This is a genomic window from Fictibacillus sp. 5RED26, assembly GCF_015903895.1.
Taxonomy (GTDB): domain Bacteria; phylum Bacillota; class Bacilli; order Bacillales; family Fictibacillaceae; genus Fictibacillus; species Fictibacillus phosphorivorans.
In genome coordinates, this window is sequence record NZ_JACZDU010000007.1 from 25,057 (window position 1) to 43,798 (window position 18,742).

Annotated in this window: 20 protein-coding genes; all 20 read right to left on the minus strand. The window is 39.0% G+C overall.

All coding sequences use genetic code 11. The annotated features are described in order from the left end of the window. Nucleotides 1–135: 135 nt before the first annotated feature. On the minus strand, nucleotides 136–480 hold the full coding sequence (cccA, locus tag IHV10_RS19055) for a cytochrome c550 (RefSeq protein ID WP_066237583.1): 345 nt from the start codon (nucleotides 478–480) through the stop codon (nucleotides 136–138). Between the two features lie 241 nt (nucleotides 481–721). Further along, nucleotides 722–2,335, minus strand: a complete 1,614-nt coding sequence (locus IHV10_RS19060; RefSeq protein WP_197133164.1) for an AMP-binding protein — start codon at nucleotides 2,333–2,335, stop codon at nucleotides 722–724. A 33-nt stretch (nucleotides 2,336–2,368) separates the two neighbouring features. Continuing rightward, entirely contained in the window at nucleotides 2,369–3,508 is a 1,140-nt protein-coding gene (locus IHV10_RS19065) for an acyl-CoA dehydrogenase family protein (RefSeq protein WP_197133167.1), read from the minus strand. A gap of 254 nt (nucleotides 3,509–3,762) precedes the next feature. Beyond that, nucleotides 3,763–4,893, minus strand: coding sequence for an RNA polymerase sigma factor RpoD (rpoD, locus tag IHV10_RS19070; RefSeq protein WP_066396256.1), 1,131 nt, complete (start codon nucleotides 4,891–4,893; stop codon nucleotides 3,763–3,765). A gap of 42 nt (nucleotides 4,894–4,935) precedes the next feature. Beyond that, nucleotides 4,936–6,744: a DNA primase gene (dnaG, locus tag IHV10_RS19075; RefSeq protein ID WP_197133170.1), complete on the minus strand. Its 1,809-nt coding sequence runs from the start codon at nucleotides 6,742–6,744 to the stop codon at nucleotides 4,936–4,938. A 59-nt stretch (nucleotides 6,745–6,803) separates the two neighbouring features. Then, nucleotides 6,804–7,271 carry a YaiI/YqxD family protein gene (locus IHV10_RS19080; RefSeq protein ID WP_197133173.1) on the minus strand — a complete coding sequence of 156 codons (468 nt, stop codon included), beginning with the start codon at nucleotides 7,269–7,271 and terminating at the stop codon, nucleotides 6,804–6,806. Nucleotides 7,272–7,456: 185 nt separating this feature from the next. Next, nucleotides 7,457–8,272 carry a pyruvate, water dikinase regulatory protein gene (locus IHV10_RS19085; protein ID WP_197133175.1) on the minus strand — a complete coding sequence of 272 codons (816 nt, stop codon included), beginning with the start codon at nucleotides 8,270–8,272 and terminating at the stop codon, nucleotides 7,457–7,459. A gap of 18 nt (nucleotides 8,273–8,290) precedes the next feature. Continuing rightward, on the minus strand, nucleotides 8,291–8,974 hold the full coding sequence (locus tag IHV10_RS19090) for a helix-turn-helix transcriptional regulator (protein ID WP_231618303.1): 684 nt from the start codon (nucleotides 8,972–8,974) through the stop codon (nucleotides 8,291–8,293). Nucleotides 8,975–9,041: 67 nt separating this feature from the next. Beyond that, a complete protein-coding gene (gene recO / locus IHV10_RS19095) occupies nucleotides 9,042–9,785 on the minus strand; it encodes a DNA repair protein RecO (protein WP_197133178.1) in 744 nt (247 codons plus the stop codon). Between the two features lie 47 nt (nucleotides 9,786–9,832). Beyond that, nucleotides 9,833–9,976: a YqzL family protein gene (locus IHV10_RS19100; protein ID WP_197133180.1), complete on the minus strand. Its 144-nt coding sequence runs from the start codon at nucleotides 9,974–9,976 to the stop codon at nucleotides 9,833–9,835. Nucleotides 9,977–10,277: 301 nt separating this feature from the next. Further along, complete coding sequence (gene era / locus IHV10_RS19105; RefSeq protein WP_197133182.1) at nucleotides 10,278–11,186, minus strand: GTPase Era; 909 nt, start codon at nucleotides 11,184–11,186, stop codon at nucleotides 10,278–10,280. Continuing rightward, the gene (locus tag IHV10_RS19110; RefSeq protein WP_197133184.1) at nucleotides 11,179–11,577 is read right to left on the minus strand and encodes a cytidine deaminase; all 399 of its coding nucleotides are present in this window, start codon (nucleotides 11,575–11,577) and stop codon (nucleotides 11,179–11,181) included. Before IHV10_RS19110 ends, era begins: the two co-directional genes overlap by 8 nt. A 7-nt stretch (nucleotides 11,578–11,584) precedes the next feature. After that, nucleotides 11,585–11,971 carry a diacylglycerol kinase family protein gene (locus IHV10_RS19115; protein WP_197133186.1) on the minus strand — a complete coding sequence of 129 codons (387 nt, stop codon included), beginning with the start codon at nucleotides 11,969–11,971 and terminating at the stop codon, nucleotides 11,585–11,587. Continuing rightward, on the minus strand, nucleotides 11,968–12,435 hold the full coding sequence (gene ybeY / locus IHV10_RS19120; RefSeq protein ID WP_197133188.1) for an rRNA maturation RNase YbeY: 468 nt from the start codon (nucleotides 12,433–12,435) through the stop codon (nucleotides 11,968–11,970). The genes IHV10_RS19115 and ybeY overlap by 4 nt, the downstream gene beginning before the upstream one ends. Beyond that, the gene (locus tag IHV10_RS19125; RefSeq protein WP_197133191.1) at nucleotides 12,432–14,552 is read right to left on the minus strand and encodes an HD family phosphohydrolase; all 2,121 of its coding nucleotides are present in this window, start codon (nucleotides 14,550–14,552) and stop codon (nucleotides 12,432–12,434) included. The genes ybeY and IHV10_RS19125 overlap by 4 nt, the downstream gene beginning before the upstream one ends. Nucleotides 14,553–14,750: 198 nt before the next feature. Further along, on the minus strand, nucleotides 14,751–15,713 hold the full coding sequence (locus IHV10_RS19130) for a PhoH family protein (protein WP_144698989.1): 963 nt from the start codon (nucleotides 15,711–15,713) through the stop codon (nucleotides 14,751–14,753). Between the two features lie 5 nt (nucleotides 15,714–15,718). Continuing rightward, the gene (gene yqfD / locus IHV10_RS19135) at nucleotides 15,719–16,909 is read right to left on the minus strand and encodes a sporulation protein YqfD (protein WP_197133193.1); all 1,191 of its coding nucleotides are present in this window, start codon (nucleotides 16,907–16,909) and stop codon (nucleotides 15,719–15,721) included. A gap of 26 nt (nucleotides 16,910–16,935) precedes the next feature. Next, nucleotides 16,936–17,217 (minus strand): sporulation protein YqfC, encoded by a 282-nt coding sequence (yqfC, locus tag IHV10_RS19140; RefSeq protein ID WP_197133196.1) that lies wholly within the window; start codon nucleotides 17,215–17,217, stop codon nucleotides 16,936–16,938. A gap of 73 nt (nucleotides 17,218–17,290) precedes the next feature. Next, nucleotides 17,291–17,728: a hypothetical protein gene (locus tag IHV10_RS19145; protein WP_197133199.1), complete on the minus strand. Its 438-nt coding sequence runs from the start codon at nucleotides 17,726–17,728 to the stop codon at nucleotides 17,291–17,293. A gap of 2 nt (nucleotides 17,729–17,730) precedes the next feature. Continuing rightward, complete coding sequence (gene floA, locus IHV10_RS19150; protein ID WP_197133214.1) at nucleotides 17,731–18,738, minus strand: flotillin-like protein FloA; 1,008 nt, start codon at nucleotides 18,736–18,738, stop codon at nucleotides 17,731–17,733. Between the last annotated feature and the right edge of the window lie 4 nt (nucleotides 18,739–18,742).

Here is an 18,742-nt window from a genome sequence, read left to right on the forward strand (position 1 = left end):
TTTATCATTTTTTGTAAAGAAAGCCTGGTTGACCAAAAAGCATATATAAAAATACTATCGTCTTGTTCATAATTTACTTCTGGATGCACAAAGAAAAAAGCTTCCTGTTATTAATAACAAGAAGCTCTTCTTATTTTATTTTTTTTCTGCTAACCAATCAACTAATATTTTTGCTTCTTCACCTTTAACTAGCCCTGCTGGCATTCCAGATCCTTTACCGTTCTTCACGATATCTGCAATTTCTTCAGGCTTGTACTTGCCACCAATCTTTTCCAGTGCAGGACCAACATTACCTTCTAAGTTCTGTCCATGACAAGAAGAACAGTTCTGCTTATAGATTGCTTCTGGATCCATAGCAGCCTTTTCTTTATCTTGACTAGCCGTATGAATTTTGTTGATACCATATCCGCCCATTGTAAGCATAAGAACAATTCCAATAACTCCAATAATGGCAAAAGGAATGAGTGGATTACGTTTCATGCAAATTCCTCCTTCATCTGTACACTACAAGTGTTGTGATCTTGATAAACTTAAATATGTATAGTAAACAATCCATAACCTATTGTACTGTAAAAGCGTTTACTTGGGAAGTACAAACTCTATTTTTCCCAGTTTTGTCACAGCATTAACTTTTTAAACTTTTTTGCCTAACTTTTGTAGATTCAGTCATTTACTTCATGTGAGAAGGCAGAAAAAAACAAAAAAGCCACACTACTGGTGGCTATTCATGCATAACTGAAAGTGCCTCAATCGCTTGTTCTCGAAGCTTAAATTTTTGTACTTTTCCAGAAGCCGTCATCGGATATTGATCAAGAAAGAGATAATATTCTGGAATCTTAAAGTGAGAAATCTTTCCTTTACAATAACTCTTCAATTCCTCTTTAGAAAGTGTATGACCTTCTTTTAACTGGATGCATGCTGCTACTTTTTCTCCAAATTTTTTATCCGGAACACCAATCACTTGTACATCTAAAATGGAAGGATGAGAATAGAGAAACTCTTCGACTTCTCTCGGATATATGTTCTCACCGCCACGTATGATCATATCTTTTAGGCGGCCTGTAATTCTAAAGTAACCTTCTTTATCAACAGTCGCGAGATCTCCCGTATGAAGCCATCCATCCCTATCAATCGCTTCGTCCGTTGCTTCAGGCATCTTATAATAGCCTTTCATAACATGGTAACCTCTTGTACAAAGTTCTCCTTGTTCACCATGGTTCACTTCTTGATTTGTTATCGGATCGACCACTTTTGCTTCTACTTGAGAATGCTTCTTTCCAACCGTTTCTACTCTGCGCTCTATCGGATCATCCGTTCTCGTTTGTGTGATAACAGGGGAGGACTCTGTTTGGCCGTAGGCAATCGTAATCTCGGACATTCCCATCTTCTCGATCACTTTCTTCATGACTTCAATCGGACAAGGTGACCCCGCCATGATTCCTGTGCGAAGTGTGCCTAGATCATAAGAATCAAAATCAGAAAGGTTCAGTTCTGCGATGAACATTGTAGGGACTCCATGCAGCCCTGTACACTTTTCGTTTTGAACCGTCTCTAAAACTTCCTGAGGATCAAATTGCACGATCGGTACCATCGTAGCTCCGACTGAAACTGCTGCAAGGGTACCTAATACACAGCCGAAGCAATGAAAGAACGGTACAGGTATGCACAATCGATCTGCATTCGTTAAGTTCATGCTATCCGCGATCTGCCTAGCGTTATTTACAATATTGTAATGAGTCAGCATGACCCCTTTCGGAAATCCCGTAGTACCTGACGTGTACTGCATATTGATGACGTCATCACAGTGAAGAGAGGTTTCTCTTATTTCAAGCTCTTCATCTGATATAACATTTCCTGCTTCCAACATATCTAAAAAAGTCTCATAAGAAGATGATTCAGCATCTAGTTGAATAAAATGTTTTAAAACAGGAAATTCAGATGATCGGTCTCTCACAGAGTCCACCATATCTTTGTAAGATGTAGTACGGAATTGTTCGATAAAAAATAAAGCTTTTGCATCAGACTGCTTCAACAAGTAATCTAATTCAGAAGATTGATAATTCGTGTTGACCGTGACGAGAACAGCACCAGCTCGTGCAGAACCGAACTGAAGCAGCAGCCACTCAGGTACATTGGTAGCCCAAACTGCTATATGATCTCCTTTTTCAATCCCCATAGCCATCAAGCCTTTGGCAACTTTAGTCGTTAATTCATAAAATTCTTGATAGGTGTAGCGAATTCCTAGTTTGCTGTAAACCATAGCTTCTTGATCCTTAAGTTCTAACGCTTGTTTTCTTAAACAATCTCCTACAGTTACTTTCATTAGTTCAGCCATAATTCACCCCATCGCTTGATCTCTTAATGAATGTTAGCAGCCAATTTCCCTTGCAATAACGATACGTTGGATTTCTGATGTACCTTCTCCAATCTCAAGAAGTTTAGCGTCTCTGAAATAACGTTCCACATGATAATCTCTCATGTAGCCGTTACCACCATGAATTTGAACAGATTCAGAACAAATCTGCATACATGCTTCTGATGCATATAATTTTGCCATCGAAGCTTCTTTTGAGAACTTCTTACCCTGGTCTTTGAGCCATGCCGCTTTGTATACCATTAATCTGGCAAGTTCGATCTTCATGGCCATATCTGCTAGCTTGAATTGAATAGCTTGGAACTTTGAAATCGATCTTCCAAATTGTTTGCGCTCTTTCGAATACGCTAGAGCCCTCTCGTAGGCCGCCTGTGCAATTCCAACAGCCATTGCCCCTATACCTATTCTTCCTCCATCCAATGTCACCAGGAACTGTTTAAAGCCGTCTCCACGCTTTCCTAAAAGATTTTCTTCAGGTACTCTTACATCTTCCATAAAAAGTTCCGTAGTATTAGAAGAGTGAAGACCCATCTTCTCGTAATTATCGATAACACGGAATCCTTTAGCATCTGTAGGTACGATAATAGCTGATATTTCTTTATCGTTACCATTTCTATCTGTAATAGCGGTTAATGCTAAGTGCTTAGCATAACTCGCATTTGTGATATAGCATTTTGAGCCATTAATCACCCATTCACCATTTTCCGTTTTCGCAGTTGTTTCTGTGCCACCTGCATCTGAACCCGCGTTTGGTTCTGTTAATCCGAATGCTCCAAGAGAGTCTCCTGTGCAGATTGGCGTTAGATACTTTTCTTTTTGTTCGTGAGTACCAAATAGATTTAATGGAGCTCCACCTAAAGAAACATGTGCAGAATATGTAATTCCAGTAGACCCACAAGCGCGGCTCAGCTCTTCTACAGCAATCGCAAAACTTATCGTATCAGCTCCGCCCCCACCGTATTCTTCGGGAAAAGGCAGACCCATCATTCCTAATTTAGAAAGCTTTTGAAAAATCTCTACCGGGAATTCTTTATTTTTATCTCTTGCTTCAGCACCCGGTGCTACCACTTCATCTGCAAATTCTCTCATCATTTTTTGAATCATCAACTGCTCTTCTGTTAATGTAAAATTCATGGTTGCATCCCACCCTTTAATAAATTTACGCCTCAAATTTGTATGCGCTTACATGTTTATTATAGATATAAAGGCTGAATTTTTACAAGATTTAAAGAATTTTTAATTTAATATTAAGGAGAATAAGCAAGCAACAAAAAGAATTTCGTAGAAAACAGTATCACAAAATGAGTTTTTGATGAGTTTGCATTGAGGTGGAATAATAAGTAAAATAAAAGAAATAAAAAAAGCTTGCCCAGATTTGGGCAAACTTTCTATTCTAAAAAGTCTTTTAATCGTTTACTTCTGCTTGGATGGCGGAGTTTACGGAGTGCCTTAGCTTCAATCTGACGAATACGTTCACGCGTAACGCCAAACACTTTACCTACTTCTTCGAGGGTGCGAGTACGTCCGTCATCAAGCCCGAAACGCAGACGAAGAACATTTTCTTCTCGATCTGTTAGTGTATCTAGAACATCTTCAAGCTGTTCTTTTAACAGCTCATAGGCAGCAGCTTCTGAAGGTGCTAATGCATCCTGATCTTCAATGAAATCACCAAGATGAGAATCGTCTTCTTCACCAATAGGTGTTTCTAAAGAGACTGGCTCTTGAGCAATCTTCAGTATTTCACGAACCTTTTCTGGTGTTAGTTCCATTTCAGCACCGATCTCTTCTGGAGATGGCTCACGTCCAAGATCTTGAAGCAGCTGGCGTTGAACACGAATCAGTTTATTAATCGTCTCAACCATATGAACTGGAATACGAATTGTACGAGCTTGGTCAGCAATCGCACGCGTGATCGCCTGACGAATCCACCATGTTGCATACGTACTAAATTTAAATCCTTTATCATAGTCGAACTTTTCAACAGCTTTGATCAATCCCATGTTACCTTCTTGGATAAGATCAAGGAACAGCATTCCACGACCAACATAACGTTTTGCAATACTTACAACGAGTCGTAAGTTAGCTTCTGCAAGACGGCGTTTAGCTTCTTCATCACCGTTCTCAATACGTTTTGCTAGTTCGATCTCTTCGTCTGCTGAAAGTAAGTCTACACGACCGATTTCTTTTAAGTACATACGAACTGGATCGTTGATCTTAACTCCTGGCGGTACGCTTAAATCATTAAGATCGAATTCTTCTTCCTCTTTTTCCATTTCGAACTTAGGATCTTCTTCGTCTTCTGCATCCTCAGATGCTTCAGCAACTTCAACACCTTGTTCTTCAAGGTATGAATAGAACTCATCCATTTGATCAGAATCTTGTTCAAAAGGTGCCAGCTTACTTGTGATTTCTGTATATGTTAGCCGTCCTCGCTTCTTACCGGCCTCAACTAATTGTTCTTTAACTTGATCGATGGTTAATTCGCCTTCCGTTCCTTGACGGTTTGGTTTCTCAGCCATTCGATCCCCTCCTTCCAAAACTTCAACCATCCTACATCCCGATTATTTAAGAGATCTTTTCATTCTCATAATTTCTTGGGCAATTTGGGCTGCCAGTTTTATTTCATTCCTTCTTATTGCGTCTTCTTGCTGCTTTTCTTTTTCTTGTATCTCCCGCAATAAAGGATAGCTAGAAATAATACGAATATAATCTGCGAGCTCTATTTCATTCAGCTCTTCACTGATTGTAAGCATCGCCAATTCTGAAGCTAATTTTCGTAATTTGTCATCATCGATACGCTGCATGAACAACCCTACATTGGGTTTATTTCCCTCTTCATAAAAGGCATATAAGTATGCAGCAATCGCGTTATGTTCTTCAACATTAAAGCCTGAATCCAACTTTTCCTGAATTAGAAAAGCGGCTTCCTCACTTTTTAACATATGTGCAAGAACAATACGTTCAGCATTCAGATTTCTAGGCAACAATGACTTTTGCAAAAGTGTTTGTATTCTAAAATTATTATCCCGCTTTTTAGGGCCGTTATCCTTAGACCTTTGCAGTTGCTTGAAAGTCTGTGTTTGCTGTTGTTTAAGAGCATCTAATGACAGATTAAATTCAGAAGCGATCTGTCGGAGATAATGATCTCGTTCAACCGCTTTTGGCAGACGCGCAATTTCTTGGATAATCTCTTCGATATAGATCATCCGTTCTCCTTCATCCCGAAGGTTTTTACCGCGCCTGTAATATTGTATTTTAAATGCCATCACAGTTAGGCTAGCCCCTATTATATCTTTTAAAAACGAATCGTTTCCAAATTGGGAAATATAGTCATCGGGGTCCATTCCATCAGGCATCTGTGAGATCTTCACGGTGCAGCCTTGTTTTGTTAAGATTTCTGAAGCTCTAAACGCCGCTTCGACTCCTGCTCGGTCTGAGTCATAGCAGATTGTGACAGACTGAACATTTCGTTTCAAAATGGCTGCATGATCTTCGGTCAGCGAAGTACCTAATGTAGCAACACCATTTGTAACACCTGCTCTATACGCTGCAATCGTATCCACATAACCCTCAAAGATGACAGCATGCTGTTTCTGTCTCATCTCGGCACGTGCAAGGTTTAAACCATAAAGAGTTCTTCCTTTCTGGAAGATCTTCGATTCTGGACTGTTTAAATACTTTGGCTCGTCCTTTCCGTCTAAAACACGGCCGCCAAATGCAACAACTGCACCTGTACGGTCCCAAATCGGAAACATGACCCGATTTCTAAATCGATCGTACGGTTTTCCATCAGATTGTCTCTTTCCAATCAACCCGACTTTTTCAGCGATGTGTAGATCCATTCCTCGCTTTTGAAGAAATTGTGATGCGGTCTCCCATGAATCTGGGGCAAAACCAATCTGGAACCGCTCTATGGATTCTCTTGTGAATCCTCTTTTCTCCAAATACTCTAAAGCTGGTCTTCCTTGCTTTGTGTGAAGTAAGCAGTGATGATACAATTTAGCCAACAACTCATGAATCTCAGTCATCGCTCTTTTCTCGTCAGAGCTTTTTTCGGAGAAGTTTTGCTGATGAATTTGAGGAAGTTCAATGTCACTCTTTTTGCCTAGCTGCGTTACAGCTTCAATAAAAGTGTACCCTTCAATGTTCATTAAAAAGGAAAAAACATTGCCTCCCGCTCCACAACCGAAACAATGGTAAATCTGTTTGTCAGGTGAGACAGAAAAGGATGGCGATTTCTCCCCATGAAAAGGGCAAAGACCAAAATAATTTCTGCCTTGTTTCTTAAGAGGAACATAATCGCTGATCACGTCAACAATATCGTTAGAAGACCTGACCTTCTCAATTAAATCCTCAGGTATACGTTCCATATTACCACCACAGAATCTCTGATTCTTTTAGACACTAGATATATATTCGTTGCACAATTCTATTTTCCTTCAACATTCGACAGGATTTCGCAAAAAACTGTGCAGAATCTTTCTGTGTCCTCTTTTTTAAATTTAGCAGGTCCTTTTGAGTGCTTGCCAGAACGTCTAGCTTTTGCTGACATATAACGATCATGCAGCACTTGCTCCATTTCATTCTCTTGAAACTGTTTCCCTCTTGGGGTGATAACGTAAACCCCTTTTGACAAAAGAAGACTTGCGAGGGCATGATCTTGAGTCACAACAAGATCATTTCTTTTGGAATGATTATGTATGTAAAGATCAACTTCTTCAGGACTTGCATCAACCAATATCCAGCGACCAGGCTGGTCCGTGTTACTCGCGTGAGCGTAAGATGTAACGAATATTGGTTCAAAGACAAACATTTTGGAGAACTTGAATATTTCTTCCTTTATCACAACAGGACAAGCATCTGCATCTACAAATACATTACCAATTAATTTTTCCATATTCTTATGTTCTACTTTTACAGTGATTCTCCTTTATATGAGAGCATTTGTTTAAAATTAACATACTCAATTTATCACTATTTTGGACAAACTTATAAAATTTAATCACAATGTAATATTATAATAAAAGTCTCGCCGTTTTACCAGTAAAATGATGAAAATAAAAAAGCGCAATCATTTGCGCTTTATTTATATGACTTTCCTTGGAACAAGTTATAGATCACATTTGCAGATTCTTCGACCGCTTTATTGGAGACCTCAACCACTCTGCATCCAATTTGATCAACGATCTTGTTAAAGTAGACGAGCTCTTGTTTGATTCTTTCCATGTTAGCGTAGTTCGCTTCAGAGTTTAAACCAAGCGCTTTCAAACGTTCTCTACGTATGTCGTTTAATTTTTCAGGCGTAATCTTAAGACCGAAGCATTTGTTTGGTGATACTTTAAACAATTCTTCTGGGGGTTCTACTTCTGGTACGATGGGTACATTTGCCACCTTTAAGCGTTTATGTGCTAAGTATTGCGAAAGTGGTGTTTTTGAAGTTCTTGATACACCGATTAAAACAACATCAGCTTTTAGAATTCCTCTAGGATCTCTGCCATCATCATATTTAACAGCAAACTCAATAGCTTCTACTTTTCGAAAGTAATCATCATCTAGTTTATGCACGACTCCGGGTTCATATCTCGGAACTTGATTCAGCCGAGATTGCAGCTGATTCATAATCGGACCCATGATATCCACTGTAGGGATGTTGTGCAATGCCGCCTGCTTAGCAACGTATTCACTTATTTCAGGCACTACAAGGGTAAAAGCTATGATCCCGTTATGGTCCTTCGCTAATGAGATGACCTCATCAATCGTCTCTTTATCCTCAACATAGGGTACTCTCTTAATCTCTATTCCATTTGAATTAAATTGGCTCGCGGCCGCTTTAACAACCAACTCTGCCGTTTCTCCGACTGAATCGGAAACGACATATACGATAGGACGTCCTGTCATGTTGGCCTCCCCATTCAATTATAGTAATTCGTCATGTGCTAGTTCTACAAAAGCCTTCGTGATATTTGTCTTTGTAATTCTTCCTACAACATCAAAACCACTCTCATCGTCTGAGCGTTTAACTACTGGAAGACAATCTATCTGTTTTCTGATCAAGATGTGTGCGATATCTAATAGATAATCATCTTTAAAACAATATGTGATATTAGGCATCCTAGTCATTATAATGTTAATCGGGATACTATTGATCTCTTGTTTCCCCATACTTGCTCTTAATAAATCTTTTCGTGACGCTACGCCAGCAAGATGCCCATTCTTATTGATGATAAATAAAGTTCCAACATCCTCCAAAAACATCGTACAGATAGCTTCATACACCGTAGCTGAATCTTGTACGACCACAGGCATCGATGTGAATTCAGCAACTTTGATCTTTTTTATTTTTTCTGTTAAAAGCTGCGAGCCCGTCTTCCCGGTATAAAAATAACCGACTCTTGGCCTTGCATCCAGATAACCTGCCATCGTTAGAATAGCAAGATCGGGTCTAAGTGTAGCTCTTGTTAAATCTAGTTGATCTGCAATTTGTTCTCCTGTAATAGGTCCGTTATCTTTAACAATCTCAATGATTTTTTGCTGCCTCTTATTAAGTTCGATCGTGTACACCACCTTTTGCCGCATCCAATGTGTTATACTTATTCTCATTATTATAACCTATTCATTGGAGAAAGCGAACTAAAAAAACTGTAAAGAATAAAAGCTTCACAGTTTTTCACGATAAATCATCTAATTGTTTCAGAAACTTCTTTGATTTTAGAAATACCCCTGAGTATTCGTCCATGTAGGCGTCAAATAACATTCGAAGCTCTCTCTTCGTTTCCTTTTTTAAGGAGACATTTCCAAGCCTTGCAAGATCCAAGTGATAAAACATATGAAGCAGCTTTACCGAACCCCTTGAGATTCGCATCCTGTAAGGATCTTTGTATGAACACCTTTCACAAAGAAAACCTCCTTCTCTAATCGAGAAAGAAAAATCGCCTTCTGTTGAGTGACATGAAACACATTTACTCAGTTCAGGTACGATTCCACTTGTTTTCATTATTTTTATTTCAAATAAAAAAGTGATAACTTCGGGATCAATACCATGATTGATATATTCTAAGGATTGTTTGATCCATCCGAAAAGGTCTGGTTTCAGATCATCCTCAGATGTGTTTCTATCTAATAGTTCTACTAAGTAAGCTGCATAAGCTGTCTTAACTAGATCTTCTCTTATTTTTCTGAAAGAGGACAGCGCCTCACCTTGCTGTAAAGTTCCAAGCCCTCTGCCTTTTTGAAAAACAAAAATTCCGTATGTAAAAAGCTGCGTAATGGAAGTAAAGCGGCTTTTGGGCTTTTTGGCTCCTCTTGCCATTACGCCTACTTTCCCAAATTCTTTTGTATACAAAGTAATGATCGTATTGGATTCACCATACGGAACGGTTTTAATGACGATTCCTTCCACTTTATAAAGCAAGGTAAATCACCACCCTCTCAAATCTAAGAAGGCACCGTAGTTACTTTTTAATGAAATGGAGGTTCCTCAAGAGACTCTTCGTAAGGAATAACTGCTGATAATGCTGTTATTTCAAGGTCTAGCTCTTTGTATAACAAATAGGTATCAATACTGCCCGTTTCACAGAATACTTTCCAAGTAAATTCTTTCATGTTTGGACACACCTTTCTATTTGTTTTTCTCCTGTAATAACTAGGTTCACCTTAATTGTTTATTTCATGTCAAGGAAATTTTAACAGTTTTATACTTTTGAGTTTTCGCAGTGGGTCATTCTTGTAATTGGTTGTTTTCCGTTTCAGGTACTCGCTTTCCGGGGGGCGTGCGGTGAGCCACCTTGACGCTTTGCGCCCTAAGGTGTCTCACCTGTCACACTCATCCCCCAGGAGTCTCGCACCTTTCACTCCAAACAACTATTCAAAGACGAACTACAAACCCATTTAAATTAACTGCTGTTTAATACTCATCCTCATTAAAACCGAACTCGGTTAGCTGTTTTTGGCGGTTTCTCCAGTCGTTTTGTACTTTTACGTACAATTCTAAGAAGACACGTGAGCCTAAGAGAGTTTCAATGTCTGCTCTTGCTCTTTTTCCGATCTCTTTTAGCATCTTTCCTTGTTTACCGATGATGATTCCTTTTTGAGACGAACGTTCTACAATGATCGTTGCGTTTACAAACACGACGTTCTTTTCTTCGCGTTCTTTCATCTCCTCTATGACTACTGCTACGGAGTGTGGAATTTCTTCGCGTGTCAAATGAAGAACTTTCTCGCGAATTAATTCTGCAGTAATAAAACGCTCCGGATGATCGGTTACCTGGTCTTCAGGGTAAAATTGCGGCCCTTCTTCCATGTAGGAAACGATCTGTTCAAGAAGTGTGTCCACATTGTTTCCGTTAAGAGCAGAAATCGGAACAACTTCAGCAACGTCTAGCTTATTTCTATACATATCAATCAACGGCAATAATTGATCAGGATGTACTTTATCGATTTTATTTATGACTAAAAAGACCGGATTTTTCACATTTTGAAGTCTGTCGATAATGAACTGGTCACCACGGCCATAACCTTCTTCTGCATTAATAACAAACAGGATAAGGTCGACTTCATTTAAAGTTTGCTGAGCCGTTCTTGTCATAAAATCGCCTAGCTTATGCTTAGGTTTATGAATACCTGGTGTATCAATAAAGATGACTTGAGATTCATCAGTTGTATAAACCGCTTGAATCTTATTTCTTGTTGTTTGAGGCTTGTCACTCATTATGGCGATTTTCTGTCCGATCACTTTATTTAAAAGTGTGGATTTCCCTACGTTAGGTCTGCCGATAATCGTTACAAAACCTGATTTATAGCCTTCTTTAATCATTTAGATCCTCCGGTGAGAATGCACCAGGCAATAAATCTTTTACTAAGATCTCCTGTACATCACCTTTAAGGTTCGTTAAATAAACAGGCATTTCAGGCGGACATAACTCAGAGATAACTTGTCGGCACGCTCCACAAGGAGGTACAGGACGCTTCGTATCTGCTACAACAGCGATCGCGCTGAACTTCGTGTCACCTTCTGTATACGCTTTAAATAATGCCGTACGTTCGGCACAGCACGTTAAGCTGTAAGCGGCGTTCTCAATATTCGCTCCGTTATATACTTTACCTTCAACCGTTAGTAGAGCTGCACCTACTTGAAACTTAGAGTAAGGTACGTAAGCCTTTTCACGTGCGAGTTTCGCTTGATCCATCAATTGTTCTTTATTCATTACTCTTTCACCTTCTTAACAAATATAGCTTCATACTATCTATCAGCGGTTCAATAAATAGCAGTATACCGATTATAACAGCAAATATTGAAAAAACCAAAACTGCACCCGCCGCGGCGTCTTTTGCCTTCTTCGCGAGGGGATGTTTTTTCTCTGTTATGAGATCGATCGTGCTCTCTATCGCTGTATTTACAAGCTCAAGCGATAGTACAATGCCGATTACAATAAATAAAAGGACGAATCTCTCTTTAGAAAAATCAAGTGCAATCGCGAAAATAATCACGATTACACTCACAAAGGTATGAATTCTAAAATTTTGTTCCGATTTAAAGGTTGCGATTATTCCTGTAAAAGCAAAAACAAAACTTGAGAACAACTTTTTCCAAGCGATCATCTTTTTAGACCATATTGCTCCAGAATCTCTTCTTGTCTTCCAAACATTCTTTTTTCATCTTCATCGTTCATATGGTCATAGCCTAATAAATGCAAGAAGCCGTGAACGGCAAGAAAGCCCATTTCTCTTTCAAGTGAGTGTCCGTATTCTGCCGCTTGTCCCTTCGCAACATCAAGACAGATGATGATATCACCTAAGAACCTTGTCTCTTCACCACCGATGATCTCTGTCTCATCTTCACCCATTTCTTCCATAGCAAAAGAAATCACATCCGTTACACTATCTTTTTGTCTGTACTCATTGTTTATTTCTTGAATTCGTTCTTTCGTCACGATTGTTACTGATACTTCCGCTTGCCCTGTCTCTTCCATTTCTGCCGCTTTTTCAAGAACGTTACTTAATAACTCTTGAAATTCGGAGCTGTTTTCGTCAATCTCGTTTAAATACTCTACATGTAGCATCATTGTTTTTCCACCTTTTTTGTTTCTTCTGGATACTCAATTCTGGAATGAAAAATTCCTTTTAACGTTTCTGTAAGTGTTTTTGCAACGATGTCCAATTCTTTTAGCGTGATATCACATTCATCGAACTGACCATCTTCTAGCCTGTCATTAATAATTTTTCGTATGATCCCATCAATTTTAACAGGTGTTGGTTTCGTCAACGATCGAACAGCCGCTTCTACAGCATCAGAGATCCCGATGATTGCAACTTCTTTCGTTTGAGCTTTTGGTCCAGGATATCGGAAGTCCGATTCTGCTACTTCCTTATCTGTTAGCTGAGCTGCTTTATGATAAAAGAATTTTAGCAGGGTCGTTCCATGGTGCTGTTCAGCGATATCAATAATCTCTTTTGGAATCTTTTCTGCCCGGAGCATGTCAGCCCCATCATATGGGTGTGCCGTAATGATGGTCTTACTTAACTGTGGTGCTATCTTATCATGCGGGTTGTCCATATTCATCTGATTTTCAATAAAAAAATGCGGCCTTTTTGTTTTCCCAACGTCGTGGTAATAAGAACCAACTCTAGCTAGTAAACCGTTAGCACCAATAGACTCGCATGCCGCTTCTGAAAGGTTGGCGACCATGATGCTATGGTGATACGTCCCAGGTGCTTCCATGAGCACTTTTCTTAAAATTGGGTGGTTAGGATTCGAGAGCTCGATTAACTTTGTCACAGATAAAATGTTAAACGATGATTCTATGACCGGAAGAAGTCCTAGTGTTAACACAGCTGAAACAAAACCTGAAATGGCTGCACAACCAAGATCTAGCCCAATTTGCAGAGAAGTGAATTTTCCGTTTTGCAGCAATAACACACTCGCTACTGTTAGGATGGCAATAAAAGAAACAAAAAATCCAGCTTGCAAGATTTTCGAACGTTGTTGTGTCTTTCCTAAAAATACGATTCCTGAAATGCCATTAAATAAAACATACATACTCATTATGAAGTTAAAATTTCCAGCTGTTTGTTCGTTAAATATCAATGCTGCACTAAACGCAAAGATAATCGTAGACACGACTGCAAGCTCTTCATTAAACAACATCTTAATCATCATCGCTCCTGCCGCGACAGGGACAGCATACATGAGACTCATTAGACCAAGTTCTGTACTAACACTCAATACTTTCATCACAACGAGTGTTAAGGTGAACAGGAGAGCATAGATGGTTACATACTTACGAAAATGCTCTTTCTCACGCTCTTCTTTCATAAAATAATATAAACCAGCCATCACGATTAATACAAAAAGGAATAATCCGTAATAAGGATACGTTTTCATTTCCTGATCTAATAATCCAACCTTTTTGAGTCTATCAAAGATTTCAGGCGTGATTACTGCCCCGCTTTTAACGAGAACTTCTCCTTCTCGAATTACAACTTCTTCAACTTTGTCGCTCGCTTCTTTCCGTTTTTGGCGTGTTTTTTCTGTATCTAACGTTCTGTTCGCGATGATAAAGCTTCGTGTGATCTCTTCTGTTGCATTTCGAAGCGAATAAGGTAGATTATTATCACGTATTAATTGAATAGCTTCGCTTCTTGCTTCTTCTACTTCTTCGACCATAATTGGCTCTGATAAAACTCTGTTCACTACATCAGGAGCTAAATTCTTCACATTGGTTAATTCTGCTTTACTTGCTTCAGCGAGTGCAATATACGTTTCATCAGATATATCAGATTTATCGATTGAATCTTTTAATTGAATAACTTTTTGATCTAAAGAAAGAGTAGCTTCATCTTCTTTTTTCTTTTTTTCTTCAGATTCGTTAATGGTTATCACGATATCAAGTAAATCATCCAATTCTTCTGCCTGTATTAAAGCGAGGTCTTTATTAAACGTATACTCATTTTTTATACTTTCTTCAGCGAGCTTCTTTCTGGCTTCTGTCTGATCTTCTAACGGGATTGTGATAGGTGATTGAATGTCCCGTGGTGAACGCTCATAAACGTTAACATCCACTACATTAGGAGTTACGTTGCTGACTAAAAGGGAAAATAGAATGATTCCCATTACGATAAACGATACTGTTGCTACACTCAAACGAAAGTAATTAGACAAAAGATGCCTGAAATTGGCCAAACGCTACCACTCCTTAAACTGTACATCCTATTCTAATCTTAGCAAAAGTTGGTCAATTATGGTACTTCTCAATAAGAAAAGCTTAATTAATTGGTTTATTTATTCAATTTGCCACTAAAACCCGCTATACATACAAAAAACACGACTGAAGATCATCCTTTAAGGCAAAGAAAAAAGACTCCAAAATGGATGGAGTCCTTAGTCTTCGTATGTTTCATATGCTTCAATAATTCGCTGAACAAGTGGATGACGAACTACATCCAATTGTTTTAAGTATATAAAATCGATGCCTTTAACGCTTTCAAGCCTTTTTTCAGTTACTTTTAATCCCGATTCTTTTCCACGAGGAAGATCTATTTGAGTAAGATCACCTGTGATGACCATCTTCGATCCAAAACCAAGACGCGTTATAAACATCTTCATCTGTTCTGGTGTAGTATTTTGAGCCTCATCTAGAATGACAAAGCTTTCATCAAGTGTACGGCCTCTCATGTACGCCAGCGGAGCAATTTCAATCGTACCTCGCTCGATCAGCCTTTCTGTATGCTCAGCCCCTAGAAGGTCATGTAGAGCATCGTAGAGAGGACGCAGATAAGGATCTACTTTTTCTTTAAGATCGCCTGGGAGAAATCCTAAACTCTCACCCGCTTCAACAGCTGGACGAGTAAGCACGATCTTTTTCATCTTACCTTCTTTTAAAGCATTGACGGCCATAACAACCGCAAGATAGGTTTTCCCTGTACCAGCAGGACCGATACCAAATACGAGGTCGCGCTTTCTCATGGACTGCACATAGTGACGCTGTCCTAGCGTTTTTACACGAATTGGTTTTCCTTTGGCAGTAACAGCAATATCCTCTTCATAAAGCTCACTTAATTCATCCAGCATATTTTTTTCTGCAAGCTGAACAGCATAAACTATGTCTCTTTCTGAAATCTTGATACCTTTTCGCACCAACTTCAGCAGAACAAACAAAGTCTCTTCAACCATTTCTGCTTTATTCAGTTCACCTGATACTAAGATGTCTTCTCCTCTAGTGACTATACTTACGTTAAGCTTGTCTTCAATCACCTTTAAGAAAGCATCATTAGGGCCAAAAAGCGAAGCTGCTTCTGTCGTATTTTCGAGTTGTAATGAATTAAGTCTTTTCGTTTCTGACAAACTACTCATTCTCCTTGTTGGATAGGTATAGGTTGTGCAGATGCAATATTTTCAATTACTTGGTAGAGCATCGTTAGTTTAACTTTACCATTCGAGACGTTTTGTTGCCAAACTTTTTCACCATTAATTTTTGCGTCTTCTGGCAATTTTTTTGAAAGTTCCTTCTTCGCCATCTTTTTTCCTACTTCAATTGCTTCGGCTTTTGAATATGAACGTTTTACTCCATCTGTTTCCCTGAACTCTTTTTTTATATAAGAAAACGGCATTTTCCATTTGGCTAAATAAAGAGGTGATTCATTTAGTGTTTCCGTTTTATCTTTAAATTCTCCTTCTGAAAAACCGTATACAGGAACATTCAGTCCAAAGAGTGAAACATAATGCCTGTTTTTATATTTACCGGTGTAGGTTTGAAATGAAGTATTTAATGGTACTTCAACTTCTGTTTGATACCAGACTTCTCCCCAAATTTCACCTTTCGCACTTACAAGCTGCGGCTTTTTTTCTTTTCCGATCAGACCTGAGACTAATAAAGATCCTTTTTTGACATAGTCGTTAACACCTACAATAGGTTGTCCCTTTTCAACGAATACGGAATGAATAACAGCCTCCTTTGTGGCAACAAGATGCCTCGGCCCTGTAACTTGTTTAGCTTCTGGAATCTCTTTTTCCACTACTTCAAACCGATAAGAAGTACCATGCTGAGTGACACCGATCCAAGTAACGTTATCCATCTTCTCTGTTAGATCTCGCTGTATCTCTCTAACATTCGGCAACAAGAAAATAAATTTACCTTTTGTTACTCCAAGTTCTACTGCTGCTTTTCTTAACTCGTATTCTGTCTTAGGATTTGCCCCCGTAACATTTATATTCCAAATCATATTAGATAATAAAAATAATAAAAAGATAAACGATAGCATACCAAGGATAAAACCGTTTCTCTTCCACATTCTTTTTAGAAGAAAAGGCGTCCCCTTCTTTTCTTTAATCCTAATCTTCAACTTGTTTTCTTTTAAGATCCCTCTTGCTTTTTGTACATCTGTGACAGATATGGAGACGAGCGCACGGTTGTTATCAAGAGGCTGGATATCCCATATGCTAATACCAGATTGAATACACGTATTGATAAATGAACTAGAATCTTGTCCAATAATCTCTACCCTTACATATCCTTTCAAATGGTTCCATTTCGTTTTCATCTTTTCCCTCCCTGTGCAATAAAGTCTTATTCGTTTTCGAAGTCGACAGAAGCGATCGTACCTTCTAATAAGATTTCTTCCGGTAAGATCGTTTTAATAACAAACTCGCTTCCTTTTATATGAAGCATGCCTTGTTTTAGCTTGAGTGTGAGTTGTTCATTCGAGAACGCTTTAACTCCTCTATGGTTCTCAATATATATGTGCAGCTGTCCGATCATCGTGATCCGGGGTAGATCCATCACTACATCTGCTGGTAGCTCAAGGTTTTGCATCATCCATTTATTCACTTGCTGCCGCAATTTGCCCATAAAAAAACCCCCTCTCTCCATTTTTATGAGAGAAGGGGGGAAACTATCACTCTAAATACAAGTATCTCTTTCTTTAAGAACGCTTTTGCAACGCTTTAGGCTTTGAAAGAATCTCGGACCATATGACTGCTTTTTGCAATTCTTGTTGATCTACTTTAAAATCGTTCATAATTTTATCTTCTTTATCTTGATATCGGTTAGAGACTTTTTCTGCCTGTTTAACCTGACGTTGATTGGTTCGGCGTTCATATACTTTGTCAGCCATTTTCGCTGTTCCTATTTCAATCGCCTTTTCCGCTTTTTTCAATTCGTTGGCTGTAGGTTCAGCTGGCAAACCAAAAGGAGAAACAGTTTGTTTTGGATTTTCTCTATTCTGTCGATTAGGTTCCGCACGTTTTGTTTCCTTCATTTCTTTTTGGCGTTTAAAGACACTATACAAGCCGCCTGCAATCAGAATAACAAAAGCGATATTTGCTAGTAAGAGTTCAATAATCGCTTCTATAATAATCATACTTACAACTTCCGTCCTTTATCATCATTCTCTTTATCAGGGTTTGATGATTTACTGATGGATTCACGCATCGTCGTGTCCGCCATTATGTTCTTCATGTTCATATAATCCATAAAACCCATGTTACCAGAACGAAGAGCTTCTGCTAATGCCATTGGAACCTCTGCTTCTGCTTCTACAACTTTTGCTCTCATCTCTTGTACTTTTGCCTTCATCTCTTGCTCTTTAGCTACCGCCATCGCACGTCTTTCTTCTGCTTTTGCTTGAGCGATATTTTTATCTGCCATCGCTTGATCTGTTTGAAGTTCCGCTCCGATGTTCTTGCCAATATCAATGTCTGCAATATCAATGGACAGAATCTCAAAAGCCGTTCCTGCATCTAATCCTTTTGATAAAACGGTCTGTGAGATCAGATCTGGATTTTCAAGCACTTTTTTGTGTGTCGCTGAAGAACCGATCGTACTAACAATCCCTTCACCAACACGGGCGATTATCGTTTCTTCACCAGCTCCACCTACTAGACGATCGATATTCGCACGAACTGTAATTCTGGCTTTTGCTTTCACTTCAATCCCATCTAATGCTACACCCGCAATAAAAGGTGTTTCAATTACTTTAGGGTTTACACTCATTTGAACGGCTTCGAGTACATCACGTCCCGCAAGATCAATGGCTGCTGCTCTCTCGAAGCTTAGTTCTATATTTGCTCGATGCGCTGCAATCAACGCATTTACTACTCTGTCAACATTCCCTCCAGCTAGGTAATGACTTTCAAGCTGGTTCGTACTTAAATCTAACCCCGCTTTTACCGCTTTAATCAATGGATTAACTACACGGTTTGGAATAACTCTTCTTAATCTCATCCCGACCAAAGTAAATATCCCTACTCTTACTCCTGCTGCTAATGCAGAAATCCATAACATAACGGGCACAAACGTAAATAATACAGCTAATGCGATTACAATCAACCCTATAACTACGATGCTGGCGATCGATCCGAATTCTAACATCTAC